Here is a 26,588-nt window from a genome sequence, read left to right as displayed (position 1 = left end):
ACGCGGGTGACAGGTGGGAACGGCCTGCCTATCGTGCCGCGCCTCCCACCGGACGTTGATTTTGATCCTGCCAGACCTGACCGATTACGCCGCGCTGCGGGAGCGCTTCCGCTGGCGCATTCCGGAACGCTACAACATCGCCGCCGACGTCTGCGACCGCTGGGCAGCGATCGAGCCTGACCGGCCTGCCATCATCGAGGTCTCCACGGACTGGCAGGTGACGCCTGTCAGCTTCGGCTTGCTGCGCGAGCATTCCAACCACCTGGCCAACGCGCTGCGGGCGCGCGGCGTTGGGCGCGGCGACCGCATCGCCATCCTGCTGCCGCAGGGGCGGGCGGTGCTGGCGGCGCATCTCGCCGCCTACAAGCTCGGCGCGATCGCAGTGCCGCTGGCGGCTCTGTTCGGCGTCGATGCGCTCGCCTATCGCCTGACCGATTCCGCCGCGAAGGTTGTGGTGACCAATGCCGCCGGGTTGGCGAAGCTCGGCCAGATCACGCAAGCCTTGCCGGAACTCGCCTTGCGCATCTCCACCGATGGCGCCGATGGCGGAGTGGAAGGCTGGGACGCGCTGCTGGCGGAAGGCAGCCCGGATTTCACACCGGTCGATACCACGCCGGACGATCCGGCTTTGATGATCTACACCTCCGGCACCACCGGCAATCCGAAGGGCGCGCTGCATGGTCACCGGGTTCTGCCCGGCCATCTGCCGGGCGTGCAGATGCCGCATGAATTCATGCCGCGGCCGGGCGATCTCGCCTGGACGCCGGCCGACTGGGCCTGGGCCGGCGGGTTGCTCAACATGCTCTTGCCGGCGCTGCATTTCGGCGTCGCGGTGGTGGCGCGTCCGGTCACGCGCTTCGAGCCGGAGGAGGCCTACCGGCTGATCCAGGATCTCGGCATCCGCAACGCCTTCGTGCCGCCGACGGCGCTCCGGATGATGCGCGGGGCCGGCAGTCCGCAGGGACGCTGGCGCCTGAACCTGCGCACGGTCGCTGCCGCTGGCGAGGCGCTCGGCGCGGAGACGCTGGAATGGGGACGCGAGGCGCTCGGCCTCACCATCAACGAGGCCTATGGCCAGACCGAGTGCAATCTCGTGCTCGCCTCAAGCGCGGCACTCGGCGTCAGCCGTCCCGGCGCGATCGGCAAGGCGGTGCCCGGCCATGAGGTCGCGATCATCCGGCCGGACGGCACGGTCTGCGCGGCCGGCGAGGAGGGGCAGATCGCCGTGCGCCGACCCGACCCGGTGATGTTCCTGGAATACTGGCGCAATCCCGAGGCGACGGTGGCGAAATTCGTCGGCGACTGGATGACGACCGGCGACGAGGGTGTTCAGGACGACGAGGGCTATGTCCGCTTCATCGGCCGTGACGACGACGTCATCACCTCATCGGGCTATCGGATCGGGCCGGGCGAGATCGAGGATTGCCTGCTGCGGCATCCGGCGGTGGCGCTGGCGGCGGCGGTCGGCAAGCCCGATCCGCTGCGCACCGAGATCGTCAAGGCCTTCGTCGTGCTGAAGCCCGGTCATCACGGCTCGCAGAACCTGGTTTCCGAGCTGCAGGGCTTCGTGCGGGCGCGGCTTTCGGCTCATGAGTATCCGCGCGAGATCGCCTTCCGCGACGAGCTGCCGCTGACGACGACCGGCAAGATCATCCGTCGATTGCTGCGGGCCGAGGCCTGAACAGCGCACGGGCGAGGCGTTCGTGCATGCGGATAGCCAGGTCGGCCGGCCGGCGCATAGGTTGCTGCGGGCGCCGGGTCAGCGTGATCGTGCCGAAGGCCTCGTCGCGGGCGCCGAAGAGCGGCAGGCCACCGGGCAGGAGGATCTGCCGGGAGGGCGCGGCCTTGCGCATCATGGCGAGCAGCATCGGCAGGGGTTCCAGGGCCGCGTGGGCCTCGTCGCCGACGCCGTGATAGAGCCAGCAGGAAGCGCCCTTGCCGATGGTGAGCGCGGCGGCGATCGGCCTGTCGTCGAGGACCAGCACGGCGACGCGGCACAGCTTCTGCCGGCCGAGATCGCGGCTCATGCTGCGCAGGAAGCCGACCTCGCGGGTGTCCTGCAAGGTCGCCTTGCCGGCTCGGCCGCGCGAGCCGGAGGCCTCGATCGCCAGCAGGATCTCGACGGCGTCGCGCCGGTCGGCCTGGTTCGTGGCCTCGGCGAGGACCAGGCGGCCCTTGTCACGCAAGGTCTCGTCGGAGCTGGCGATGCGCGCGGTCGGCGGCAGTTCGAGCCGGCGCCCGATAAGGGGCTGCCAGCCGACGACCACGCCGTGACCGTCGGCGACGCGCGCAAGCGTGGTGGCGAAGGCGCCGGCCGGGTCGATCCCCGACAGGGAGAAGGCGCCTGCGGCATGGCTGCGCCCGCGCCAGTCACGCAGGAAGGCGGCGAGCGCGGGGACGGCGAAGGTTCGGTCGAGCAGGGGCGTGCCGTTCAGCAGGCGCGGATCGGCGAAGCCCTCCAGCGTGTCGGAGGCGAGGAGATGGCGGCGCGTCCGGCAGGGAACGAGCCCGACGAGACGGCGCCGCTCCGAGGCCGGGTCGCCCTGCCAGAGCAGCATGACCTCGGCATCGCGGAAGGAGACGAGATGCTGCGCGGCGGCGAGCGCGAAGCCCGGCTCAAGGCAGGGATTGGGTTCCAGCGCGCGGTCGGCGAGATCGGTCCATTCAGCGCGGATGGCTTCGCAGGCGCCGAGCGCCCGCAATTCACTGTAGATCGCCGCGTCTGGATGAGGAGGAGGCAGGTTCGGCAGGGCAGGAGCCCCGCTTCCGTCGGTCGTCGCCAGAGCTCTGATCGCGCTCATCTGCCCGTACCCTTCCTGGATCGTTCCGGCGCATGGCTGTGCCGGAATGGCAAGGCGCGCTGGCGCGTCTTGCGGCTCGCAGGGCTGGGTTCAAGAAACGGGCCGCGGAATCAGGCGTTCTGTGGCTGAGCGGCGGCCTGCCCGAGGAAGGCGGACCACAGCTTGCGCACCGTGTCCTCCTCGATATCCCGCACGATCAGGACGAGACGGGAGCGGTGGTCGGCATCCGGCCAGGCATCGAGCTGGATCGGCGGGTGCAGGATCTGCTGGACCGCGTGGACGAGCAGCGGCCGGCCGGGCTCGCCGGCTAGGTCGACCAGCCCCTTCAGGCGCAGCAGGCGCGGTCCGTGGATCGAGCGCAGCAGGGTCCAGAACAGGTCGAAGGTGGTGCGTGCGACCGGCTGCTCCGCGGTCAGGACGAAGGCGCGGATCGAAGCGTCATGACGATTGACGTCATGCGGGTCCTGGCCATGGGCATGGTCGTGCCCGTGATGATGGTGATGGTCGTGATGGTCGTGATCGTGGTGATGGTGGCCGGGCAGTGCGTCTTCGGCCAGCCAGTGGCGCAGGGCGTGGGGCTGTCTCGCGAGATCGTAGAGCCCGGCGCCGACCAGGCCGTCGGCCGGCACGTCCGGCGGCAGGATGGCGATGCCGGGATTGAGATTGTCGAGGCGTGCGCGCAGGGCAGACACGCTGTCCGGCGCGGCGAGCTCGGTCTTGGTCAAGACGAGCCGGTCGGCGGCGACGACCTGTCGGCGCGCTTCCTCATGGGCATCGAGCGTCGCCATGCCGTTGACTGCATCGACCAGCGTGACGACGCCGTCGAGCTGGAAGCGCATCGCGAGATAGGGGTGGTTGATCAGGACGTTGAGGATCGGCGCGGGGTCGGCGAGGCCGGTCGTCTCGATGACGAGGCGCGAGAACGGCGCGATGCGGCCATTGTCGCGGCCGCGCAGCAGGTCCTCCAGCGTGACGATGAGGTCGTCGCGGATGGTGCAGCAGAGGCAGCCGGATTCGAGCAGGATCATGTTCTCCGCGACGCCCTCGATCATCAGATGGTCGAGGCCGATCTCGCCGAACTCGTTGACGAGCACGAGCGTGCCGGCGAGCGCCGGGTCCTTCAGCAGGCGGTTCAGCAACGTGGTCTTGCCGGCGCCGAGGAAGCCGGTGAGCAGGGTCAGCGGGATGGGGAGAGGGCGGGCAGGGGCGCCGGTCATGGATCGCAAGGCCTCTAGGACATTGGATTTATCCGATGTCCCATCAATAGGAGAGATCATCCTTTCGCGCCGGGAAGGGCCCGCGACGATCTAGGCAGGCACGACGCCTCGCCTCGTTTGTTCTAATATTACATTAGTGGCGATGGCGGCGATGACAAGGGCGCAGCCGGCATATTGCAGGGGGCCCAGCCGCTCGGTGAGGACGAAGGCCGCGATGATGACGGCGAAGACCGGTTCGGCGCAGAAGGCGAGGCCGGCGGGGCCGGGCGCGATGCGGGCCAGCGCCAGGATCTGGAAGAGGAAGCCGACGACATAGCCGCCATAGGTGATGGCGACCGCGACGGGGGCCAGCATGAAGGTCTGCGGCGGCAGGAAGCCGCCCGTGACGAGCAGCACCAGCGCCGTCACCGGCAGGATGACGACATGCGACCAGAACAGCTTGGGCATTGTCGGCGTCTTAGCGCAGCGGGCGGCTGCGAAGAACTGCGCGGCAGCGCTGACGCTTGCCAGCATGGCGAGCGCGAGGCCGCGCGGATCGAGCCCGTGAAGGTCGGGTCCGACGACCAGTGCGATGCCGAGAAAGGCGGCGAGCGCCACCGCCAGCCTGTCGGCGCGGAAGGGGGCGGGCGTCACCACAGGCTCGGCCAGCACGATCAGGATCGGGAAGGTGTAGAACACCACGGCTGCGACCGAGACGGGGACGAAGGCGACCGAGGAGAGATAGCCGATGCCGACCAGCGCTGTCGCCAGGCCGAAGAGCAGGACCGGCTGCCGCTCGCCGCGCTTCAGGGCGAGAGAGGCGCGCCAGACGAGCGCGACGCCGCCGACGAGGGCGAGCATCAGCAGGACGCGGTAGAAGACGAGAAGCGGCCCGCTGAGGCTAGCCTGTCCGGCGATCTGGGCACTGACGATATTGGTGCCGAACGCGGCGGCCGAGCCAAGCGCCAGGAGAAGGCCCCGGCGTTTGCTGGTTCGATCCCGGTCAGGGCTCCTCAGGTCCAATCAGGCCTCAGGCGTCGTTGGCGGGCTTGGCCTTGGCTCCGGCGGCGGGCTTTCCGGCCGGTGGCTTCACGGCAGCCTGGGAGGGCTTCGGCTTGGCCGGCAGGGCGCGGGCCGGCGGGGTCTTCAACGGCTGAGCCTTCGCCGGCTGGGTCTTGGCAGCCTGCGCCTTGTCGGGCCGGGTATTGCGCGGGGCAGGCTTGATGCCCGCAGCCGCGCCGGGGCGCAGGCTCGCGGCATTGGCCGCACCGGACTGCACGGAGCCCTGGAGCCGCAGCGGGCCGCCCTCGAAGGCCTCGGTCGAGGGCTGGACCGGCGCGCTTGCCGGCGCGAAGGCGTTGGCGCCGCGCGGGATCGCGCCATTGCTCGAGGCGGTGCGGCGGGTCGGCGGCAGGGCGAGGCCGGCGGCGACCGGCGCTTCCGGCTCGATCGTCGGGGTGCCACGGGCGACACGCGAGCTCGGCTGGGTTGTCGCGTTGGCCGCGAGCGGGGCGGAGGCCGAGCCGGGACTGCGGCCGAAGGAGACCTGGATCGGAACGGTCTCGGCACGGGGGCCGAGCACGACGCGTCCGCGCGGCGAGCGGGTCGCGACCGAACCGGACGCCTGCGGGGCCGACTGGGCGTTGAAGATGGCGAAGCGCCCGCCATCGGGTGAATTGGCGTCGCCGTGGGACATGCCGGCGGCGATCGGGCCGGAGATGTCGGCATCATCGGCGAGCGCGACGCCGCCGCCGCGATGGCGGACATCGTCGCAGATATTGGGCGCGCGGGTGCCGCTCGGCGGCATCGAGGCGACGCTGTAGCCGGTGCCGCCCCAGGCGGCGAAGCCTTCATCGAGCAGCTGGGCGGCCCGCACCGTCCGGTCGGTGCCGGAGAGCGAACCGAGCACGACGGCGATGAGCGTGCGCCCGCCGCGGCTGGCAGTGGCGACGACGTTGAAGCCGGAGGCGCAGGTGAAGCCGGTCTTCATCCCGCCGATGCCGGAATAGCGCCCGACCAGCCCGTTGGTGTTGGGCATGATCTGCTTGCCGAGCTGCACGGCCGAGGTGCCCCAGTAATCGGAATACTGCGAGAAATCATGCATCAGCGCCATGGCGAGCACGGCGAGGTCGCGGGCGCTGGTCTGCTGGTCGGGATGGTCCCAGCCATTGGGGTTGACGAAGCGGGTGTCGCGCATGCCGAGACGCTGCGCCTCGGCGTTCATCATCGCGACGAAGCTCGGGACATCGCCGCCGACGCCTTCGGCCACGACATAGGCGATGTCGTTGGCCGATTTCACCATCATGATGCGCAAGGCGTTATCGAGCGTGATCTCCTGGCCCGGCCGGGCATAGACCTTCACGCGCGGCTGGCTGGCGGCAAGCTTCGAGACCGGGATCGCCGTCTCCAGGCCAAGACGCCCTTCCCGCACCGCCTTCAGCGCGAGATAGATCGTCATCATCTTGGTCGTGGAGGCCGGGCGCCAGGCTTGGTTCGCGTTCTCGCTCGACAGCACGGCGCCGCTGGAGGCATCGACGACGAGGCTCGTTCCGGCATGGGCCGGCCCTGTCAGGACGGCACCGAGAACGAGGGCGGCTGCGAGGCGGGAAGCGATCATCGGGCGGGTCTGAACCTGTCTTGCTCGAAGCGGGCGGGTAGCGTCTTGCGGGTAGCGACGGCGCAGGGTTCAACGCGACGCATGCGGCAATTTCGAGACGGCCGCCACAATCGCCCGCCCGTGAATGCATACCTACCCCTTGCGGAGCGATTTGCCTAGCTGCGGCAGCCGGTCCACAAGCGGAGCGTTCCTCCGCTTTTCCGAGGCTTTGTCGCGTGGCTTTCGGCCTTCTCTGGATACCGGCGACCATCGCCGCCTCGCTGCTGCAGACCGCGCGCAACCTGGCGCAGCGCTCGCTCACCGAGACCATCGGCGTGGTCGGCGCGACGCAGGTGCGCTTCCTGTTCGGCCTGCCTTTCGCCATGTTGTTCCTTGCGCTGGCCTGCCTCGGCCTGCAGCGCCTGCCGCCGGCGATCGGCATGGCCTCGCTCGGCTACACGCTGTGGGGCGCGCTGACGCAGATCGCCGCCACCGCCCTGATGCTGGCGGCGATGCGCGAGCGCTCCTTCGCGGTGACCACGGCCTATACCAAGACCGAGCCGGTGCAGGTCGCGCTGTTCGGCGCGTTGCTGCTCGGCGATGCGCTGACGCCGATGAAATTCCTGGCGATCGCCATCGCCACAGCCGGCGTGATCGTGGTGTCGTGGAAGCCCGGCGAGAAAGTGACCCGCGCGGGCTTGCGGCCGGCCGTGCTCGGCATCGTTTCCGGCGCCTTCTTCGCACTGTCGGCGATCGGCTTCCGCGGCGGCATCCAGGCGCTGCCGGAGGGCGAGTTCCTGATCCGCGCCTCCACGATCCTCGTGCTCGGCCTCGGGCTCCAGACGCTGCTGCTGGTCGTTTATATGCTCATCGCCGATCGGCAGGCGCTGATCCTCAGCCTGAAGAGCTGGCGCCGCTCGCTCTCGGCCGGCTTCCTCGGCGCCGCTGCCTCGCAGTTCTGGTTCATCGGCTTCTCGCTGACGACGGCCGCCAATGTCCGGACGCTCGCGCTGATCGAGGTGCCGCTGGCCCAGATCGCCTCGCGCAAATTGTTCGCCGAGGGCACGAGCCGGCGCGAGATGCTGGGCATGGCGATGATCGTCGGCGGGGTCGGGCTGCTGCTCTCGCTGGCGTTGCGATGAGCGGGCGGGGCGGCTAGTGCTGGAGGCAGAAGCCCTGCCAGCCGATCCGTGCACGGCCACCATGCGCGGATACCGGCTTGCCCGGCGGCACAGGGCTGCCAAGATAACGTGTAGCTGCACATTAAGGGAGATTTCGCCATGAGCGCTGCGATTGTCGGCTGGGCCCATACACCGTTCGGCAAGCAGGATGCCGAGACCGTCGAAAGCCTGATCGTGCGGGTGGCGGTCGAGGCCCTCGTCGATGCCGGCATCACCGCCGACGATGTCGACGAGATCGTGCTCGGCCATTACAACGCCGGCTTCTCGGCCCAGGATTTCACCGCCTCTCTGGTGCTGCAGGCCGATCCGGCGCTGCGCTTCAAGCCGACCACCCGCGTCGAGAACGCCTGCGCCACCGGCTCTGCCGCGGTGCATCAGGGCGTGCGGGCAATCAAGGCGGGCGACGCCAAGGTCGTGCTTGTCGTCGGCGTCGAGCAGATGACCAAGACGCCCGGTCCCGAGATCGGCAAGAACCTGCTCAAGGCCTCCTACCTGCCGGAGGATAGCGAGGTGCAGGGCGGCTTCGCCGGCGTCTTCGGCAAGATCGCGGCGGCCTATTTCCAGCGCCATGGCGACCAGTTCGATGCGCTCGCGATGATCGCGGCGAAAAACCACAAGAACGGCGTGGCGAACCCCTATGCGCAGATGCGCAAGGATCTCGGCTACGCGTTCTGCCGCGAGGAGAGCGAGAAGAACCCCTATGTCGCCGGGCCGCTGAAGCGTACCGACTGCTCGCTGGTCTCGGACGGCGCCGCGGCGCTGGTGCTGGCCGACGAGGAGACGGCGCTCCGGATGCGCCGCGCCGTCGGCTTCCGCGGCATGGCCCATGTCCAGGATTTCCTGCCGATGTCGAAGCGCGACATCCTGAAGTTCGAAGGCGGCGCGCTGGCCTGGAAGCAGGCTTTGGCCAAGGCGAACGTCACGCTCGACGATCTCTCCTTCGTCGAGACGCATGACTGCTTCACCGTCGCCGAACTGATCGAGTACGAGGCGATGGGCCTGACCAAGGAGGGTGACGGCGCCCGCGCCATCAAGGAAGGCTGGACCCAGAAGGACGGCAAGCTGCCGGTCAACGTTTCCGGCGGCCTGAAGGCCAAGGGCCACCCGATCGGCGCCACCGGCGTCTCGATGCATGTGCTCTCGGCGATGCAGCTCACGGGGGAGGCGCCGGAGGGGATGCAGCTCGACAGCCCGCGTCTCGGTGGCATCTTCAACATGGGTGGAGCGGCGGTCGCCAACTACGTTTCCGTGCTCGAAAGGATCAAGTGAGGCGGGCTTCCCGGGCAAGGCGCGTGCGGAGGATGGACTTGTCACACAGTCTGCCCGGTGAAAGCGGGCTGTCGTGACGAGCTTCGTCGTCCTGCTGCTGGCCTATATCCTGAGCCAGTTCTTCCGTGCGTTCCTAGCCGTGATCTCGGGCGATCTCATCCGGGATCTCGGGCTCGACCAGGGACAGCTCGGCAGCCTGCAGGCGGCCTGGCTCATCGCGTTCGCGCTCTCGCAATTCCCGGTCGGCTATGCGCTCGACCGGATCGGCCCGCGGCGGACGCTGGCGGGCTTCCTTCTGGTCGCCTTCGCCGGGACGGTGGTCTTCGGCCTGTCGCGCAACTATCTCACGGCCCTGACGGCGCTCGCGCTGATCGGCATCGGCTGCGCGCCCATCCTGATGTCCGGCTTCTATCTGGCCGCGCGGCTCTATTCGCCGCGGCATTTCGCGACGATGTCGTCCTTCCTGATCGGCTTCGGCTCGATCGGCGATCCCTTGAGCGGCGCGCCGCTCGCCTATTTCCTGTCGGCCTATGGCTGGCGCGCGACGGTGTTCGGCCTGTCCGGCATCGTGGCTTTCATAGCCCTGCTGGTGATGCTGCTGCTGAAGGACCCGCCGCCGCTGTCCGACACGCCGCAACAGCATGTCTCGCTGCTGGGCGGGATCAAGCAGATCGTGGTGAAGCGGTCGCTCTGGCTGATCTTCCCCATCACCTTCGTCAGCTACGGCGTCACGATCTCGATCCGTGGGCTGTGGATCGCGCCTTATCTCCAGACGGTGCACGGGTTCGATCTCGCCGCCACGAGCTATGCGGCGATGGCCATGGGGGGCATCATCGCCGTGGGGGCATTGCTGGTGCTGCCGCTCTATCGACGGATCGGCGCCAAGCCCACGGTCATCGCCTGTGCGGTGATCGTCGCCCTGGCCTGTTTCGCGTTGGCCCTGTGGGGCGAGGCATCGTCCCGCCTCGCGGTTGGGCTGCTGCTGGCGATCGGCCTGTTCGGCGTCACCTATGCCGTGGTGATGGCGCATGCCCGCGCCTTCATGACGCCTCAGGAGATCGGCCGCGGCGTCACCTTCATGAATTTCGTCTTCATGGGTGGGGCGGGCGTGATGCAGTGGCTGTCGGGGCGCCTGGTGAACATCCTCGGCGCGCATGGCTACGGCGCGCCGACGACCTTCGGCTGGCTCTTCGTCTTCATGGGCGTCATGCTCGCTGCGGCGCTGGCCATCTACATCGCCGCACCGGCGGAGCCGAAGGCCGTCGCCCCTGCGGCAAGCTAGGCTCAGCCTTCGCCCGGCGCCCTCGCGGCGATCGCCAGGGCGTGCACCCGGTCGGCCAGCTCTTGCGCGAGCGCCGCGTTGACGAGGCGGTGGCGCTCCAGCCGGGACTTGCCGGTAAAGGCTTCCGACACGATATTGACCCGGAAGTGAGTCTCGCCGCCTTCGCGCCAGCCACCATGGCCCTGATGCTGGTGCGATTCGTCGATCACCTTGAGCTCCTGTGGCGCAAAGGCCTCGGTCAGCTTTTGCGTGATTCTTTCAGTGATTGCGGTCATGATCGCGCCACCGTTGCCATGATTGTTTCGTCGGTTCGGCGATGTGCTGCATCGCACTTGCCGGCCCTACTCCTGCGTCTCATAACCCGTCGACGATGAACATCAACTCACGCCTTTTTCGACAGCATCAGGATCGGGACTTCCGAGGCGGAAGCGCCGCTGGAGAGCGACGCGCCGCGTTGCGACCATCCGGGCTGCGCGCGCGCCGGCGAATTCCGAGCGCCGAAGGGTCGTGGCCGCGAGGGCCAGTTCTTTCGGTTCTGCATGGATCATGTGAAGGCGTATAACGCGACCTACAATTATTTCGCCGGCATGGATGACGAGGCGCTCGCTGCCTACGCCAAGCAGGAGGAGATCGGTCACCGGCCGACCTGGAAGCTCGGCGTCAATTCCAAGGCGGCGCGGATGGCGCAGCGTGGGCGCAAGGCGAATGGCGACGCCGAGGCTGCCGACATGCACGACGCCTTCAACCTGTTCGGCGCCCGCAACAAGCAGCAGGCGGCCCAGCCGGAATCGCGGGTCGGAATCGTCGCGCGCAAGGCGCTGGATACGCTGGGGTTGGACGACACGGCGGATTCAGCGGCGATCAAGGCGCGCTACAAGGAATTGGTGAAGCGCTTCCACCCGGATGCCAATGGCGGCGACCGATCGCGCGAGGGCACGCTCCAGGAAATCCTGAAGGCGTACCAGCAGCTGAAGAGCGTGGGGATGGTCTGAGGGGCGTCATCCCGTGCGCGCTGCGGCGTGCAACGCCGCTGCGCAGACACGGGACCGTTCGCAGAAAAAGGCGCCTTCTCGTCGCGCGGTCCCGCATCTGCGCAGCAGCACTGCGTGCTGCGGCGCGTGCGGGAAGACACCCTATCCCCCCTTCGCCGCCAGCCCCGCGACATCGGCGATAATGCCGTCCAGCGCGAAATCCTTCGGCGTATAAACCCGCGCCACGCCCATGTTGCGCAGCGCGTTCTCGTCGTCGGGCGGGATGATGCCGCCGACCACGACGGGAACGTTCATGCCGGCGACACGCAACCGCGCCGTGACGTCGCGCACCAGCGGCAGATGCGAACCGGACAGGATCGAGAGCCCGATGATGTCGGCCTGCTGCTCGCGGGCCTCGCTGACGATCTCCTCCGGCGTTTGGCGGATGCCGCCATAGCTGACGCTCATTCCGGCATCGCGGGCGCGCACGGCGATCTGCTCGGCGCCGTTGGAATGGCCGTCGAGGCCGGGCTTGCCGACGAGGAAGCGCGGCGCGCGGCCAAGGCGCTCGGTCGCCTTCTCGACAGCGGCCTTCGCCGTGGCGAGGCCGGTCGCGTCACCCAGCTTCTGGGTGTCGACGCCGGTCGGCGCGCGGTATTCGCCGAAGATCTCGCGCAGGGTCTGGGCCCATTCGCCGGTGGTGACGCCGGCCTTGGCGCAGGCGATCGAGGCCGGCATGACATTGCGGTTCTCGCGGGCGCTGGCCGCAAGGTCGGCCAAGGCCGCTTCCGCTGCCTTCGTGTCGCGAGCGGAGCGCCAGGCCTTGAGCCGGGCGATCGCCTCGGTCTCGACCGAATCCGGCACGGTGACGACGTTGCCGTCGCCGGCCGAAAGCGGGGAGGGCTCGCTGCTGGTGAATTTGTTGACGCCGACGACGACCTGCTCGCCGCGCTCGATCGCCTCGATGCGGCGCGCGCCGTTCTCGACCAGCGCCATCTTCATGTAACCGCTCTCGACGGCGGCGAGCGCGCCGCCCATGTCGTCGATCTTGGCCAGTTCCTCCAGCGCGGCGGCCTTCAGCTCCGCCACCTTGGCATCGACCACGGTCGAGCCGTCGAAGATGTCGCCGAATTCGAGAAGGTCGGTCTCATAGGCGAGCACCTGCTGCATGCGCAGCGACCATTGCTGGTCGAAGGGGCGGGGTAGGCCGAGCGCCTCGTTCCAGGCCGGGAGCTGCACGGCCCGGGCACGGGCTTTCTTGGACAGCGTCACCGCCAGCATCTCGATCAGGATGCGGTAGACGTTGTTCTCGGGCTGCGGCTCGGTCAGCCCCAGCGAATTGACCTGCACGCCATAGCGGAAGCGCCGCATCGCCTCATCGGCGATGCCATAGCGGCCGAGCGTGATCTCGTCCCAGAGCTCGACGAAAGCCCGCATCTTGCAGAGCTCGGTGACGAAGCGCATCCCGGCATTCACGAAGAAGGAGATGCGGCCGACCGTGCCGGGGAACTCTTCGGCCGAGACCTCCGGCCGGGCGCGGATGGAATCGAGCAGGGCGATGGCCGTCGCCAGCGCGAAGGAGAGCTCCTGCACCGGCGAGGCGCCTGCCTCCTGCAGATGGTAGGAGCAGACATTGGTCGGGTTCCATTTCGGCAGCTCGCTCGCCGTGAAGACGACGATGTCGGTGGTGAGCTGCATCGAGGGGCGCGGCGGGAAGACATAGGTCCCGCGCGACAGGTATTCCTTGACGAGGTCGTTCTGGGTCGTGCCCTGGAGGAGCTTGCGATCGGCACCCTGCTCGTCGGCGACGGCGATATAGAGCGAGAGCAGCCAGGCCGCCGTCGCGTTGATCGTCATCGAGGTGTTCATCTGCGCCAGCGGGATCTGGTCGAACAGCGCCCGCATGTCGCCGAGATGCGAGATCGGCACGCCGACCTTGCCGACCTCGCCGCGCGCCAGGACATGGTCCGGGTCGTAGCCGGTCTGTGTCGGCAGGTCGAAGGCGACGGAGAGGCCAGTCTGGCCCTTGGCGAGATTGCCGCGATAGAGCTTGTTCGACTCGGCCGCGTCGGAATGACCGGCATAGGTCCGGAAAATCCACGGCTTGTCGCGCTGGGCCGTTTCCCGGCCGCCCTTGTCCGTCGCGGTCATGGCGTCTCCCCGTATTGCAGAGCAATCTGAATGTTGCACTGCGGCGAAGATAACGCCAGAGGCGCAGCGCTGTCCCGTGCGACGTTAGGCTGACGCGGCTTTTCAGCCCTCATCCCGAGGAGTCGCGAAGCGGCGTCTCGAAGGATGGTCCAGATATCTCCGGAGCCTCCCGAAGCATCCTTCGAGACGCAGCCTTTGGCTGCTCCTCAGGATGAGGGCTGCGGAGATTGTCGGGAAGGCTGTGCGGACTACCGCGACGACAGGCTGCCGCGGATGTCGGAGGCCTGCAGCAGCGCCACGCGGCGCTCGTCCCTGGGCGGGGCGACGAAAGCGCGCAAGGGCGCCTTGGGCAGGTCGAGATCGAGCGGGCGGCCCGGCGGCAGCGGCGCGTTCTTGATCAGCGTCACCATCGGGCTCTCGAGTGCGGGCAGCTTCGGCGCGGGCGCCTCGGGTGCGAAGGCGAGCGGGGCCGAGGCGAAGGAGGTCGCGGTGCTGGCTGACGACGACGCGGTCGTGAGCGGGATGGCCGTGGTGGAGGCCGAGGCGAGCTGGATCGTCGGCTCCTCGATGCGGCGGCGCTCGGGGCGCTCGCCCTTGACGTAGAAGGCGTTGCCGCCGGCCACGGTCACGTAATGCATGTTGTTGTAGCCGAAGCGCATCCCGGCCATGTGGAAATGCTTGGCGGCGCCGACCGCCTCGTTGCGGCGGCCGTTGAGGATATCCTCCGCGATGGCCTCGACCCGCGGCAGCACCTTGTCCGTCATCGGGCGGGTGAGCACGCCGGCGGCGAACTGGCGGGGCGCGCCGACCACGCCGCAGATCGTCTCGGGATATTTCGCCGATTCGACCCGGTTCATCACAACCGTGCCGACGCCGAGCAGGCCGGACTCGCTCGAGCGGTTCGATTCGAAATACATCGCGCGGACGAGGCATTCCTTCTCGCGCGGATCAGCCTTCGCCAAGGTGACCGCATGCTTGCGGGCCTTGGCTGGTTCCTTCACGGCGGGGGCTGCCGCGGCGGAGGTCGCGGCCGTCTCGACGGGGGACATGCTGCAGGCGCCGAGCACCGGGGCTGCCAGAACCATCAGAAGCGGGATCGCCTTGCTGCCATGCCGGCGAACCGCACCGGAACGAAGACCATGCAAAGCGATCACAGCCCGCTTCATGCGGCAACCTCCTGAGTTCCAGACCTGAGATTGCCGAGGGCGGCAAACCGGGATTCCCGGCAAGGAACCGCGAATTCCTTAACAGAAAGTTAATCCGGGACGGAAGGGGGTGGGCAGGGCGGATGCGCTTTCGGGGCTTCTCGGTTGTCGTGCTGACCCCGATAGTGCCTTGTTCCAGAACGGAAAAGATTCTGACGGGGCGTCGAAAATTTTCATCCGGGCCGCCTCGTATCCTCCGCCAAAATCGCGGCCCGGGGACGATTCATTTCGCCACGAGCGCGGTTTCGTGATCGGTTTCGGCCGGAGAGGAGCGTCAGTTCCCCGAGCCGGGCAGGCGTGGCAGCGGCAGGAATTCGACACCTTCCTCATGCAGCATCCGGGCATCGTCCGGCGTCGCTTCGCCATAGATGGGGCGCCCTTCGGCCTCGCCATGATGAATCTTCAACGCTTCGTCGGCGAAGCGCTTGCCGACATGCTCGGCGTTCTCGCTGACATGCCGGTGAAGCGCCGTCACCATCTCGCGGAAGGCCTGCTCCTTCTCGCTCATCAGCGCGACCGGCGCTGGCGTCGGGGCGGAAGCGGCAGAGCCGGCCACGGGTTCGGGCGCCTTCGGGCCGAGATCCGTGCGCGCGACACGCGGCGCCATGACAGCGCGCTCGACCTTCGCGCTGTTGCAGACGGGGCAGGTCACGAAGCCACGCTTCGCCTGATCCTCGAAACCGGCCGAGGAGGCGAACCAGCTCTCGAATTCATGGGCGTTGTCGCAGATGAGGGCGTAATGGATCATGGCATCATAGATGGTGGCGCGGAGGCCCCGAAGCAAATCGATCCGCCGGGGCGCGTCAGGCCGCCAGGAGCTTGTCGAGCTCGCCGCGGGCATCGAGGGCATGGATATCGTCGGAGCCGCCGACATGCTGCTCGCCGATGAAGATCTGCGGCACCGAGGTGCGCCCGCCGGCACGCGCCGTCATCGCCTGGCGCAATTCCGGCTTGCCGTCGACGTCGATCTCGGTGAAGGCCACGCCCTTGCGCGTCAGCAGCGCCTTGGCGGCCTTGCAATAGGGGCACCAGGAGGTGGTGTAGATCGTGACCGGCGGCATGAGGAGGCATCTCTCGTTGCGATGCCCCTCATGTAGTGATTTCGCGGCCATCCGTCACGACCCGCGCGAAGGTCAATACGTCGACGGCGCTCGCATGGGCTCTCAGCAAGGCGCGCGCCGCAGCATTGACCGTTGCGCCCGTGGTCAGCACGTCGTCGACCAGCAGGATGCGCCGGCCTTCGACGAGGCTGCGCATCGCAGCCGATACGTGGAAAGCGCCCTGCAGGTTCTCGGCGCGCTGGGCGCGCGTCAGCCCCACCTGTTGCCGGGTTCGTCTGATCCGTGTCAGCGCCGTGGTGGCAAGCGGCAGGCCGGTTTCGCGGGAGACGGCCCGAGCCAGGGCTGCGGCCTGGTTGAAACGCCGGCGCCATAGGCGCGTGCGATGCAGAGGCACGGGCAGGACGAGGTCGGCATCGGCGACGAGGTCGCGCCCGGCCTGCGCCATCATCCGGCCCAGTGTGAGCGACAGCTCGACGCGATCGCCATATTTCAGGCGATGGACCAGCTCGCGCGCCGTGCCGTCGAAGCGGCAGACGGCCCTCGCCCGGGCGAAGACCGGCGGATCGGCGATCGCCGCGGGAGAGAGCAGGCCGGCGCCGAGATCGACGGGAAACGGCGTGCCGAGGCGCTCGCAATAAGGCCGCTCGATGAAGCCGATGCCACGCCAGCAAGCCGGGCACAGGGCCTGGGCCTCACCGGTCGCGGCCTGGCAGGCGATGCAGGTCGGCGGGTAGACGATGCCGATCAATCCGCGCAGGCCGGTTCGGAGGGACTGGCGCGTGCCTGCAGCGATCGCCCGGAGGAACGCAGCGGGCGATCGCGAGATCCCGGCTGCGCCGGCAACGGGCAAGGCGCGCCCAGGGCCGAGCGCGGCCTCGTCTTCCGGCATGTCGATCCGCCACTCCGCCATGGTGAGCCGCTATCCGATCGCCGCAAGCGGCCAGGTTGATGCTGGCCGGGGTCGCCACAGCATCGGGCTTCCTGCAGCGAAGGGCAACCAGGGGCCTGTTGCCATGGATCCGGGCCTTTCCGAGAGGCGCTCGTCTTCGAGCGGCATCCGCTCCATCAGCTTCAGACGGCATCCGCGTGTATTTGATCGAATTGCAGGGCCATCCGGATCCTCGCCGACATTCTCGACAACAGGCATCTGCGTGGATTTATCGAATGATTCCATGGCCTTCCGCCAGGCTTTAGGCCGGCTGGGCATCTTTATGTCGCGGCAATGCAAAAAGCTGTTGCGGAGGCGCGGTTGTCCGACTACATAGGCGCCCTCGGCCAGCTGCTCCCTTCGTCTAGCGGTCTAGGACGTCGCCCTCTCACGGCGAAAACAGGGGTTCGAGTCCCCCTAGGGAGCGCCATTCGCCGCCTAAGCCCTTGAAAGGCTTAGACTTCTCGAAAAATCAGCGGTTTGCTAGGCTCGGGTTGTCATACATTTTGGCATACATGAGCAGCGAAACCGTGCCCAAAACGCCCTATGTGATCGTCCGCAACGGTCAGTTCTAGTTCGATATGCGCGTGGCTGCTGACGTGGTCGGCGGATACAAAGCGAGGTTCAAGCGGAAGACCGGAGCCGTCCGGGTTAGCCTGCGCACGAAGGATCGAAAGCAGGCGCAGCGCTTAGCGGCGAAGCATCTTGATCACTACGAGGCGCTGTTCGCGCTGGTGATACTGAGCTGGTCCTCGCGAACAAGGTGGGCCGCCGTGATCTGTCCAAGCTTAGCCGGTCGGAGCTGGAACGATTGGTCGCTGGCTATTTCCGAGACGTGATGCGTCCTGCTGCCGTTAGCCTGCCAGTCGACTGCGAAGACCATGCCGAGCTTCTCGATGAATGGTCCGAAACGCTGGCCCGCGTGAGCAACCGCCGCGACGTGCAGGGTATGGAGAAGCGAGGACTCGGGCGGTGTGCTATGCCATCCAGGTCGCCGATTGTTGGCATCTAAACTTCCTGCGTTCGCCATGCGAAGTAGACCGAATTCGTCCGACCAACTGTTTCCAAACGTTACTGAGCCAACTCGCGCACCGCCCTCGTCACGATGCTCCTGAGCTCGGCGACCACCTTCGGAAAGCGCGTGTTCGCTCCCTCGTCCAGCACCAGCTCGCGCTGAATGGTGGGCTTGACGATCTTCGCGCCCTGGAAGCGGCCGTCATCGACATCCGACTTGATTGAGCCGTAACCGAGAATGCCCGGAGCGAATGCCTCCCGGATCAGGCTCTTGAGCGTTGGGAATCCTTCGACCTCTGCCTCGATCCGGATGGTCAGCCCGTGCTTCTCGGCGGCCTCCTCGACCAGTTCGCGTACGACATGCCCGCGCGGCGGCAGCAGGAGCCGGTGCTGTAGCACATCGGCTAGCGCGATGGTCGGCTTCCTCAAGTCGATCAGGTTTGGCCGTGCGAAGACATAGAGATCCTCGAACAGGATTGATTGCGAGGAAGCGGCCCCGCGCTCGCGCAGGTTCACGGCGAGATCGAGGCTGCCGTCGTCGACGCCCTTGCGCAGATAGAGGCTGGTTCCCTCGCTGAGCTGAAGCTGAATGCCCGGGAAGCGCTCCTTGCATTCCCGTGCGATCCGTGGCGCCACCGCGGGGGCGATCGAGGCCAGAAATCCGATGGTGACGCTTCCCGTCGGTTGGCTCTTGCGCTCGCGCATCGCCAGTTCGGTCGCGCGCATGGCTTCCATGACGCGCTTGGCATGCGCGAGCAGCACGATGCCGGCATCGGTCGGCACGACGCCATCGGGCCGCCGATGCAGGAGGCGTTCGCCCACCGTCTTTTCGAGTTCGGCGATGTGATAGGTCAGGACGGGCTGGGTAACGAAGGACGCATTGGCGCCGCCGGTCAGCGAGCCCTTCTCGCAGGCATTGATGAAATAGGTCAGCCGTCGGCTGTCGAGCATATCGGAGCCCTCTGTTTGGTTCAGAGGTATAGAAAATTTGAATGGCTGATGCAAAAATTTGAATTCGCTTTTCTATAGCGACTATCTCAGGCTGCCTCCAAAATCAGCCAAGCGCGGCAAAGCGCACATGTGGAGGAAACGCCTGAGATGAAGACCGCAGCCTTCCTGCGCGCCGTTCTGGTCGCGTCCATCGCCACGCTCCTGCCGTTCAGAGCCATATCGCCCGCGGCGGCCCAGGCGGAGGTGTCCGCAGAGGTCATCGCCGCCGCCAAGGCAGAGGGCAAACTCACGATCTACACCTCGGCGGTCGACGCCGAGATGCAGGAGATCGCCGGCCAGTTCGAGAAGGCCTATCCCGGCATCAAGATGGAATGGCTGCGCTTCCCGTCAACGACGCTGTTCACGCGGTTCGTCGGCGAGCAGAATTCCAAGATCTACACTGCCGACGTGCTGTTCTCCGGCTCGACGCAGCTCTACCAGCAGCAGCCCGAGCTGTTCCGGCCGCTGACGCCGGAGCTGGTGCCGAACGTCAAGGCGCTGCGCGTGCCGGCCAAGAACGGCAATTATGCCGTGGCCGAGATCGTGCCGCACGCGGTCAGCTACAATTCCGGCCTGGTCTCCAAGGCCGATATCGAAAAGCACCTCAAGACCTGGGAAGGGCTCGCCGACCCGCGCTGGAAGGGCAAGATCGCGCTGGTCGATCCGAAGATCTCGACCAATGTCGTGTCCTGGCTGATCAACATGCGCGAGACCTATGGCGAGGCCTGGGTCAAGGGCGTGATCGCCAACCAGTTCAAGGTCGTCGGCACCGGGACCTCGGGCACGCAGCAGGTCGCGGCGGGTGCGTTCCAGATCGTGGTGCCGACGGTCCAGAGCCACAGCGCCGATGTCCGGGCGCAGGGCGCGCCGCTGGTCGTCTATACGCCGGAGGGGCCGTCGCACGGCCTCGAGCAGGGCCTCGCGATCCCCGTCAATGCGCCTCATCCGAATGCCGCCCGCCTCTATGCGAACTGGAAGCTGGGCCAGAACAGCGCGGCGCTGATCTGCAAGAATCTGAGCGTTCCCAACGTTGAGCCGCCGGCCGGCACGCAATGCCCTGCGCTTTCGCCCCAGCATGTCGGCTCGAACGACACGCTGACGGCCGAGCAGCAGCGCGAGATCATGGCGCAGTTCGGCCTGAAGCCCTGATCCCGTCCTGACCCGATCCCATTCAGCAGGACAGGTTTCCCGCGCCGATGACCGACCGCATCCAGATTACCAACGTCACCAAGCGCTATCGGCGGGCGGGCGGCGCCACGATCACGCCCGTCGACAATATCAGCCTCACCGTCGCGCAGAACGAACTCGTCGTCCTGCTCGGCCCCAGCGGCTGCGGCAAGACCACGCTGCTGCGCTGTGTCGCCGGGCTGGAGACGCCTGACGAGGGCGAGATCGTCATCGATGGGCGGGTCGTGTTCTCCTCTGCCAAGGGCATCTTCGTGCCGCCGGACCAGCGGCGCCTGAGCATGATTTTCCAGTCCTATGCGCTATGGCCGCATATGACGGTGGCGCAGAATGTCGGCTATCCCTTGGAGGGGCAGAAGCTTCCAGCGGCCGAGATCGCCCGGCGTGTCAGCCAAGCGCTGGAGCTTGTCGGTGTCGGGGGGCTCGAGCAACAGTTTCCCGGCCGGATCAGCGGCGGCCAGCAGCAGCGCGTGGCGCTGGCCCGCGCGCTCGTTTCAAATTCCTCGGTCGTGCTGTTCGACGAGCCGCTCTCGAATGTCGATGCGCAGGTGCGTAACCAACTGCGCTTCGAACTGAAGCGGATGCAGCGGCAGATCGGCTTCTCCGGCCTCTATGTGACGCATGACCAGGCCGAAGCGATGGAACTCGGCCACCGCGTCGCCGTGCTCCAGTCCGGCCGGATCGCGGCCCTCGACACGCCGCGGCGCGTCTATGAGGAGCCGACCAACCACTATGTGGCGAATTTCGTCGGGGTCAGCAATTTCCTCGACGGCCACGTCCGCTCCGTGGGTGAGGGTAGCGCCGTGGTCGAGACCCGGTTCGGCCCCTTCGAGGTCGCGGCGACGGGGCAGGCTTTCGCGCCAGGCTCGGCGGTCCAGATCGTGATGCGGCCGGAAAAGATCAGCCTCGATGCAGCGGCCCCGTCCGGCGAGGCGCGGAACACGGTTCCGGTGCGGATCGAGGCGCAGCTCTTCTCAGGTGCCTATACCGAATATGTCGTCAGCGCCGAAGACCACGTTTTCCGCGTCTGGTCGTATGACGACGCCTTGCGCAGCTTCGCAGAGGGCGACACGGCCTGGCTGTCGATCAAGCCGGCGGCTCTTCGGCTGATCCGGCATCCCGAGACGACCGGGGTCCAGGCGTCATGATCCAGGACCGCACCGGCATGGACGCTGGCAGGGCGGGGCTCCCCCGGATCCTGCAGCCGCTCAATCTCCTGACAGGGTTGTGCTTCCTGGCGCTTGCCCTGCTGATCGTCTTTCCGCTCGGCCGGATGTTCCTGAGCACGCTCCTCCCCGGCGGCGTGCCCAATGTCGGGGCGGTCTCCGCGCTGGTGCAGCAGCCCTGGCTTCTGCCCGTGCTCGGCAACACCCTGATCGCCGTCGGCATCAGCACGGTGCTGGCGGTGGCGGTCGGAGCGATCTTCGCCTGGCTGAACGAACGCACCGATGCAAGCCTCGGCGTCTTCGGTACGATCCTGCCGGTGATCCCGCTGCTTCTGCCCAGTGTCGCGCTGACGATCGGCTGGGTCTTCATCGCCGCGCCGAATGTCGGCCTGATGAACGGTTTGCTCAACTGGCTGCTCGGCCCGGACCTCTTCCAGGTCAATATCTACACCTGGTTCGGGCTCATCTGGGTCTACACGATCCATGGCGTGCCCTACGCCTATCTCGTCGTCTCCGCCGCCATCAAGAACCTCGACCCGGCGCTGGAGGAGGCCTCGCGCATCAGCGGCGCCGGCATCATGCGCACGCTGTTTCGGGTCTCGCTACCGGCGATCATGCCGGCTTTAGCCGGCTCCTGCCTGCTTGTCGTGATCTCCGGCCTCGGCACCTACTCGATCCCGGCGATCATCGCGACCACCGCCGAGATCAGCGTGCTGCCGACGCAGATCGTGCATCTGCTGGTCAAGGACTACCCGCCGAAGCTGGCGGATGCGCAGTTGCTCGGCCTGATCATGCTGCTGGTCGTGTTCGGCTTCTGGTTCCTGCAGAAGAAGATCTCGTCCTCCGGCAATTTCGTCACGGTCGGCGGACGGGCCGGCGGGGCCTCGCGGCTGCCGCTTGGCCGGTGGCGCCTGCCGGCGCGGACTTTGATGTGGCTCTATATCGCATTCGCCTCGGTCCTGCCGATGGCAGCGCTCCTGCTGGTCGCAGTCCAGCGCTTCTGGTCACCGGTTATCGATCCCTCGAAATTCACCCTCTTCCATTTCGAGCAGGTGCTCTTCGTCAACCGGGTGACCTTCGCCTCGTTCCGCAACAGCCTGCTGCTCGCCGGCACCGGCGCGACCATCGCGATGTTCATCGCCATCCTCACCGCGATCTATTCCTCCTTCCGCGGCGGGGTCACCGGCAAGGTCGTCGATCTCGTCATCAAGTCGCCCGCGACGATCCCCAACCTTGTGATCTCGCTGGCCTTCCTGATCACCTTCAGCGGCGCGCCCTTCTTCCTGTCGAGCACGCTGACGATCCTGCTGATCGCCTTCATCGTCATGTATATCCCGCCGGGATCGATCGCCGCAGCCTCGGCCTTGACGCAGGTCGGCATCGATCTGCGCGAGGCCTCGTATATCGCCGGGGCCGGCGAGGGGCGGACGATCCGCCGGATCGTGTTCCCCATCGCGCTGTCGGGCTTCGCGGCGGGCTGGACCCTGGTTTTCGTCCATATGATGGGCGATCTCTCGGCCTCGGCGCTGCTCGCGGGTGTCGGCACCCCGGTGATCGGCTTCGCCATCCTGACGATCTGGGAAACCGGCAGCTTCGGCCTGCTCGCCGCCTTCTCGACCATCATGTGCCTGCTCAACGCCATCGTCGTCGGCGCGATGATGCTGTTCGTGCGCTCGCGCTCCTGGCGGTGAGGGCGATGGCGATGCACGACACTGTCAACGCGATCGAAGCAGCGGCTGCCGCCTTGTCGCAGGCCATCGAAGGTGGGGCGCGGCTGATCGCATTGCCCGGTCCCGGCCCCGCTTCAGAGACGCAGGCCTATGCCGTGCAGGACGCAATCATTCGGGCCGTCGGCACGCGCGGCGGCTGGAAAATCTCGCCCCTGCGCGAGGGCAAGGCGCGCTGCTCGCCCATTCCGGCGCGGTTCATCGTCGATGCGCCCGCGTCGTTCGACGCGGCTTTCCTTGACGGTTGCCTCGCCGAGGTCGAGGTCGCCGTGCGCTTCAAGGCTGACCCGCTGGGGCAGGGCGGGGCCCTGAGCCCGGCGAACCTCGCCGATTGTATCGCCAGCGTGCATCCCGCAATCGAGCTTCTCTCCAGTCGCTTCGCGGCTCCGGACAGTGCGCCCGATCTGCACCGCCTCGCCGACCTGCAAGGCTGCGTCGCCGTCATTCTCGGTGCTGCCACGACCGACTGGTCCAGGCTGGAATTCGCGGAGCTTTCATTCGCGCTCTCGCTGGCGGGGCAGGAGGTTTCGCTCAAGGTCAACTCTCCCACGACCGAACAGACGCTGGAGGCGCTGTGCTGGCTGGCGGACCACGCCGCCGCGCGCGGCGCGCCGATCGAGGCCGGGGACGTGGTGATCACCGGGGCCAGGCTCGGCCCCGTCAGCATGCAGGGCGTGCGGGATTGCCACGCGCGGATCGGGGCGCTCGGCCCGGTCGCGCTCTCGGCACGCTGACGAAACACAAACCAATGACGGGATCGATCATGCGCAGGACGGGATGGGTCGGAAAGCTGCGGTTCGTGCTAGCCGCGACGGCGGGAACGATGGTCCTTGCGGGGGCGCTCTCGGCAGCGAAGGCGCAGGCCCCACTGGAGGGGGCGGCGCTGGAAGCCGCGGCGAAGGCCGAAGGTAAGCTCACGCTCTACACCTCTTCGGTCGATGCCGAGACGCAGGAGATCGTGAAGAGCTTCGAGGCGCGTTATCCCGGCATCAAGATCGAATATCTGCGCTTTCCCTCGACGACGCTGTTCACGCGCTTCGTCGGCGAAAGCGAGCAGAAGACCTATCATGCCGATGTCCTCTATTCCGGCTCGTCGCAGCTCTATCAGTTGCGCCCCGAGCTGTTCCAGAAGCTGACGCCGGAGCTGGTGCCGAACATCGCCAAGGTGATCGTGCCGGCGAAGAACCCGAACTATGTCGTCGGCGAGGTGCTGCCGCATATCGTGGCCTATAACAGCACGACCGTCTCCGCGGCGGATATCGGAAGCCATCTTAAAAGCTGGAAGGACCTCGCCGATCCACGCTGGAAGGGCAAGATCGCCATGGTCGACCCCAAGATCTCGACCAACATGGTCTCCTGGCTGATGCTGATGCGCCAGACCTATGGCGAGGACTGGGTCAAGGGTTTCACCGCGAACCAGTTCAAGGTCGTCACCGGCGGCCCGTCGGGCGCGCAGCAGGTCGCGGCCGGCGCCTTCCAGATGGTCGTGCCGAGCGTCATCAACCACTCGACCGATATCCGCGCGCAGGGTGCGCCGATCACGCTCTACAGTCCGGAAGGCCCTACCCACGGCCTCGAAATGGCGATGGGTCTGCCGCTGACGGCGCCGCATCCCAATGCCGCGCGGCTCTACGTCAACTGGAAGCTTGGGCACGACGCGGCGGTGCTGCTCTGCAAGATGGGCGGCGTGCCCAATGTGCCGGCGCCGACCGCACTGCCCTGTCCGACCATGTCGCCGCGGCATGTCGGCTCCAACGACATGATCACGCCCGAGCAGCAGAAGGACGTGCTCACCGCCTACGGCATCAAGCCCTGAGCCGGACCGGCGTGCGCCATCGCCCTCTCACATCGCCCTCAATCTCAAAGGAAGCAGCATCATGCCAGAACTGATCAAGAACCCCTCCGCCCCGCAGGTCGATCCGAAGATCATCGAGCGCATCCGCGGCATCGCCGTCGCCCTTCTCAGCGACAACCTGCACCGCAATCGGGGCAGCGTGGGCCTGAGGCCCTATCACAAGCCGGCGCCGATGGCCGGCACGGCGGTGACCGTCCGCACGCGGGGCGGCGACAATCTCGCGGCCCTGCGCGCCTATGATTTCTGCCGGCCGGGCGACGTCATGGTGATCGATGCCGGCGGCGACGTGACCAACGCCGTCTTCGGCGGGATCATGGCCTTCGGCGGCGAGACCATGGGGCTCGCCGGCATGGTCGTGGACGGCGCGATCCGCGACATAGCCGAGATCGGAGCCCGCAGCTTCCCCGTCTATGCGCGCGGCGTCAATCATCGCGGCCCCTACAAGGACGGGCCGGGCGAGATCAACGTCCCGGTCACGATCGGCGGCATGGTCGTGCGGCCGGGCGACATCATCGTCGGCGACCAGGACGGGTTACTCGCCTTCCCGCCGGAGCTTGCCGAAGCGACCATCACGGCTGCGCTCGCCCAGCATGCTAAGGAAGAAGCCACGATCCAGGCGATCCGCGACGGGAAATGGGACCGCTCCTTCGTCGACGCGCTGGAAGCGCGCTGCATGAACTGAGCGTCCGCCGCCTCACCCCCGAGGGGCGAGACCATGAGCGACGAACGACGCCTCGGGCTTTCGTGGTCGGCCAGAAAAGCCCGGCCGTCGGAAAATCCGAGGCGTCAGGACATGCAAGCAGGCAGAGAGCCAAGGGCGCGGGAGCCTTCACCGTCACCATGCTTCGCCACCTCCCGGGCTACGAATGGGCCGCGCGAAAAGCTCAGCCGGCTATCGCTTCCCCGGCCATGTCCGTAACCCCGCCCCACTCGTCGCGGGCGAGCAGGCGCACGGTCAACCTGCGCTTGTCGAGCATTTCGCCAGCCGAGGAGAGCCGCAAAGTGATCTCGCCGCGTTCCGCCTCGTCGAGGCCAGCGAGATATCAAGCATCGAGCTCGACCTTCCGGTCGCTGAGGTTCAGTTCGTCGCCGGGCAGCAGCCGGTCTATGCTCCACGATTTGGGCGCAGGATCGGCGCGGTTGATCGCGATGTGGCTTCGCAGACCCTGCGCATATCGGCGCCAGGCTTTGCCACTCGACCGGTGACAAACAGATCTACCAGCTCCCAGCAGCACGTGGGTCGCGCCACTTCCGGACATTAGGGCTTCGCCGAGAAGCCGACGTTACCGGATCGGGTTAGATGAGCGTTTCCGGCCCGTTACGGCCCTTCCCCAAAGCTCGCATCGTGCCGAGCGTCCGTGCGGACGACAGGCTAGCGATTGACCTATCTCGGGGGCATTTCGCGGACGATAAGCTGCGCGACGGCTGAGCGATGCCTCCACGACAAACAAGCTGCTGTGCGGGTGGTTGGGAGCTTGAGGAAAGAGAGAGTTCAAGAGCCATCGAGAATTCAAGGGCATGAGGCTGGATAGGATGGTCCGCACGGGATCACCGCGCCGCTATGATCCGATGCTCCCTGAGATTGGCAACGAGAAGGCGGCGCCCAAGGCCGGAGAGGAAGTCGACATCGTCGGCCTTGAGCGAGAGCTTGTTATGGAGCTGGAGAATGCGGTCCCTCGCGCCGGGCGTGCGGATGTCGGCCAGGGACAGCTTGACGAACGCGATCTCAAGCTTGTCGCAATCGCGTCTTTTCGTGGCATCGCAACGCCAGCGGATCAGGCGTTCCCGCCAGCGCCTGGTCTCCTCCTCCAGCCTGTCGAGGCCGTCCCTGCTTGAGTTGTCGACCATCGCATCGATCGAAGCCGTGATGGCGGCCAGGGCTCCCGGGCCATCCGGGGTCGTCGACATGTCGCCGCCGATACGCTGCGAGGCGTCGGCGACGATCACGATGATGCGTCTGACCTCCCGCGCGGTCGCCACCGGCAGCGGCGCCGGCGCCGGGCCGCGCAT

General features: G+C 67.1%; 24 protein-coding genes and 1 tRNA gene. 13 read left to right on the top strand and 12 right to left on the bottom strand.

Translation table 11 applies throughout. From position 1 onward, the window contains the following. Positions 1-64 precede the first annotated feature (64 nt). The gene (locus tag ACFJGT_RS20520) at positions 65-1,681 is read left to right on the top strand and encodes an AMP-binding protein (protein ID WP_377849026.1); all 1,617 of its coding nucleotides are present in this window, start codon (positions 65-67) and stop codon (positions 1,679-1,681) included. On the opposite strand, the gene ACFJGT_RS20515 is transcribed toward ACFJGT_RS20520, so the two are convergent. The 4 genes from ACFJGT_RS20515 to ACFJGT_RS20500 all read right to left on the bottom strand — a co-directional run bounded on the left by ACFJGT_RS20515 (position 1,650) and on the right by ACFJGT_RS20500 (position 6,614). After that, the gene (locus tag ACFJGT_RS20515; RefSeq protein WP_377841757.1) at positions 1,650-2,801 is read right to left on the bottom strand and encodes a GNAT family N-acetyltransferase; all 1,152 of its coding nucleotides are present in this window, start codon (positions 2,799-2,801) and stop codon (positions 1,650-1,652) included. The genes ACFJGT_RS20520 and ACFJGT_RS20515 overlap by 32 nt on opposite strands. A 110-nt stretch (positions 2,802-2,911) precedes the next feature. Next, positions 2,912-4,018, bottom strand: coding sequence for a CobW family GTP-binding protein (locus tag ACFJGT_RS20510; RefSeq protein WP_377841754.1), 1,107 nt, complete (start codon positions 4,016-4,018; stop codon positions 2,912-2,914). Between the two features lie 90 nt (positions 4,019-4,108). Continuing rightward, positions 4,109-5,020, bottom strand: coding sequence for a DMT family transporter (locus tag ACFJGT_RS20505; protein ID WP_377841751.1), 912 nt, complete (start codon positions 5,018-5,020; stop codon positions 4,109-4,111). A gap of 7 nt (positions 5,021-5,027) precedes the next feature. Next, a complete protein-coding gene (locus ACFJGT_RS20500) occupies positions 5,028-6,614 on the bottom strand; it encodes a serine hydrolase (RefSeq protein WP_377841748.1) in 1,587 nt (528 codons plus the stop codon). A 215-nt stretch (positions 6,615-6,829) separates the two neighbouring features. Between ACFJGT_RS20500 and ACFJGT_RS20495 the strand changes: the two genes are divergently transcribed. The 3 genes from ACFJGT_RS20495 to ACFJGT_RS20485 all read left to right on the top strand — a co-directional run bounded on the left by ACFJGT_RS20495 (position 6,830) and on the right by ACFJGT_RS20485 (position 10,325). Then, the gene (locus ACFJGT_RS20495) at positions 6,830-7,735 is read left to right on the top strand and encodes an EamA family transporter (protein WP_377841745.1); all 906 of its coding nucleotides are present in this window, start codon (positions 6,830-6,832) and stop codon (positions 7,733-7,735) included. A gap of 138 nt (positions 7,736-7,873) precedes the next feature. Next, positions 7,874-9,043 carry an acetyl-CoA acetyltransferase gene (locus ACFJGT_RS20490; protein WP_377841740.1) on the top strand — a complete coding sequence of 390 codons (1,170 nt, stop codon included), beginning with the start codon at positions 7,874-7,876 and terminating at the stop codon, positions 9,041-9,043. A gap of 73 nt (positions 9,044-9,116) precedes the next feature. Next, positions 9,117-10,325 carry an MFS transporter gene (locus ACFJGT_RS20485; RefSeq protein WP_377841738.1) on the top strand — a complete coding sequence of 403 codons (1,209 nt, stop codon included), beginning with the start codon at positions 9,117-9,119 and terminating at the stop codon, positions 10,323-10,325. Between the two features lie 2 nt (positions 10,326-10,327). Here the strand turns inward: ACFJGT_RS20485 and ACFJGT_RS20480 are convergent, their stop codons facing one another. Continuing rightward, positions 10,328-10,600 (bottom strand): BolA family protein, encoded by a 273-nt coding sequence (locus tag ACFJGT_RS20480; RefSeq protein WP_377841735.1) that lies wholly within the window; start codon positions 10,598-10,600, stop codon positions 10,328-10,330. Between the two features lie 273 nt (positions 10,601-10,873). Here ACFJGT_RS20480 and ACFJGT_RS20475 point away from each other — a divergent pair, with 273 nt between their 5' ends. Next, complete coding sequence (locus ACFJGT_RS20475; RefSeq protein WP_377841732.1) at positions 10,874-11,317, top strand: J domain-containing protein; 444 nt, start codon at positions 10,874-10,876, stop codon at positions 11,315-11,317. A gap of 141 nt (positions 11,318-11,458) precedes the next feature. Here the strand turns inward: ACFJGT_RS20475 and ACFJGT_RS20470 are convergent, their stop codons facing one another. The 5 genes from ACFJGT_RS20470 to ACFJGT_RS20450 all read right to left on the bottom strand — a co-directional run bounded on the left by ACFJGT_RS20470 (position 11,459) and on the right by ACFJGT_RS20450 (position 16,623). Then, positions 11,459-13,447 carry a methylmalonyl-CoA mutase family protein gene (locus ACFJGT_RS20470; RefSeq protein WP_377841729.1) on the bottom strand — a complete coding sequence of 663 codons (1,989 nt, stop codon included), beginning with the start codon at positions 13,445-13,447 and terminating at the stop codon, positions 11,459-11,461. Between the two features lie 248 nt (positions 13,448-13,695). Further along, entirely contained in the window at positions 13,696-14,613 is a 918-nt protein-coding gene (locus ACFJGT_RS20465; protein ID WP_377841727.1) for a cell wall hydrolase, read from the bottom strand. 313 nt (positions 14,614-14,926) lie between these two features. Then, positions 14,927-15,400, bottom strand: a complete 474-nt coding sequence (locus tag ACFJGT_RS20460) for a DUF1178 family protein (protein ID WP_377849025.1) — start codon at positions 15,398-15,400, stop codon at positions 14,927-14,929. Positions 15,401-15,455: 55 nt separating this feature from the next. Next, positions 15,456-15,713 carry a glutaredoxin 3 gene (gene grxC, locus ACFJGT_RS20455; protein WP_377841724.1) on the bottom strand — a complete coding sequence of 86 codons (258 nt, stop codon included), beginning with the start codon at positions 15,711-15,713 and terminating at the stop codon, positions 15,456-15,458. Between the two features lie 28 nt (positions 15,714-15,741). Next, entirely contained in the window at positions 15,742-16,623 is an 882-nt protein-coding gene (locus ACFJGT_RS20450) for a ComF family protein (RefSeq protein WP_377841721.1), read from the bottom strand. Between the two features lie 371 nt (positions 16,624-16,994). Between ACFJGT_RS20450 and ACFJGT_RS20445 the strand changes: the two genes are divergently transcribed. Then, positions 16,995-17,071, top strand: a tRNA-Glu gene (locus tag ACFJGT_RS20445). A gap of 641 nt (positions 17,072-17,712) precedes the next feature. Here ACFJGT_RS20445 and ACFJGT_RS20440 read toward each other — a convergent pair. Beyond that, positions 17,713-18,606 carry a LysR family transcriptional regulator gene (locus ACFJGT_RS20440; protein ID WP_377841719.1) on the bottom strand — a complete coding sequence of 298 codons (894 nt, stop codon included), beginning with the start codon at positions 18,604-18,606 and terminating at the stop codon, positions 17,713-17,715. Between the two features lie 147 nt (positions 18,607-18,753). Here ACFJGT_RS20440 and ACFJGT_RS20435 point away from each other — a divergent pair, with 147 nt between their 5' ends. From ACFJGT_RS20435 to ACFJGT_RS20405, 7 genes are all read left to right on the top strand, one after another. Further along, positions 18,754-19,794, top strand: a complete 1,041-nt coding sequence (locus tag ACFJGT_RS20435) for an ABC transporter substrate-binding protein (protein ID WP_377841717.1) — start codon at positions 18,754-18,756, stop codon at positions 19,792-19,794. A 47-nt stretch (positions 19,795-19,841) separates the two neighbouring features. Beyond that, positions 19,842-20,978 (top strand): ABC transporter ATP-binding protein, encoded by a 1,137-nt coding sequence (locus ACFJGT_RS20430; protein WP_377841715.1) that lies wholly within the window; start codon positions 19,842-19,844, stop codon positions 20,976-20,978. After that, positions 20,975-22,687 (top strand): ABC transporter permease, encoded by a 1,713-nt coding sequence (locus ACFJGT_RS20425; RefSeq protein WP_377841712.1) that lies wholly within the window; start codon positions 20,975-20,977, stop codon positions 22,685-22,687. The genes ACFJGT_RS20430 and ACFJGT_RS20425 overlap by 4 nt, the downstream gene beginning before the upstream one ends. 11 nt (positions 22,688-22,698) lie before the next feature. After that, positions 22,699-23,457, top strand: coding sequence for a hypothetical protein (locus ACFJGT_RS20420; protein ID WP_377841709.1), 759 nt, complete (start codon positions 22,699-22,701; stop codon positions 23,455-23,457). Positions 23,458-23,486: 29 nt separating this feature from the next. Then, entirely contained in the window at positions 23,487-24,539 is a 1,053-nt protein-coding gene (locus tag ACFJGT_RS20415) for an ABC transporter substrate-binding protein (protein ID WP_377841706.1), read from the top strand. Between the two features lie 61 nt (positions 24,540-24,600). Continuing rightward, a complete protein-coding gene (locus ACFJGT_RS20410; protein WP_377841704.1) occupies positions 24,601-25,260 on the top strand; it encodes an RraA family protein in 660 nt (219 codons plus the stop codon). Positions 25,261-25,444: 184 nt separating this feature from the next. After that, on the top strand, positions 25,445-25,840 hold the full coding sequence (locus tag ACFJGT_RS20405) for a hypothetical protein (protein ID WP_377841702.1): 396 nt from the start codon (positions 25,445-25,447) through the stop codon (positions 25,838-25,840). 286 nt (positions 25,841-26,126) lie between these two features. On the opposite strand, the gene ACFJGT_RS20400 is transcribed toward ACFJGT_RS20405, so the two are convergent. Beyond that, a complete protein-coding gene (locus tag ACFJGT_RS20400; protein ID WP_377841700.1) occupies positions 26,127-26,588 on the bottom strand; it encodes a hypothetical protein in 462 nt (153 codons plus the stop codon).

The organism is Allobosea sp. UC22_33 (genome assembly GCF_042700715.1).
Classification (GTDB): domain Bacteria; phylum Pseudomonadota; class Alphaproteobacteria; order Rhizobiales; family Beijerinckiaceae; genus Allobosea.
The sequence above is the reverse complement of the archived record's forward strand: the minus strand, read 5'-3'. Positions and strand labels throughout refer to the sequence as shown.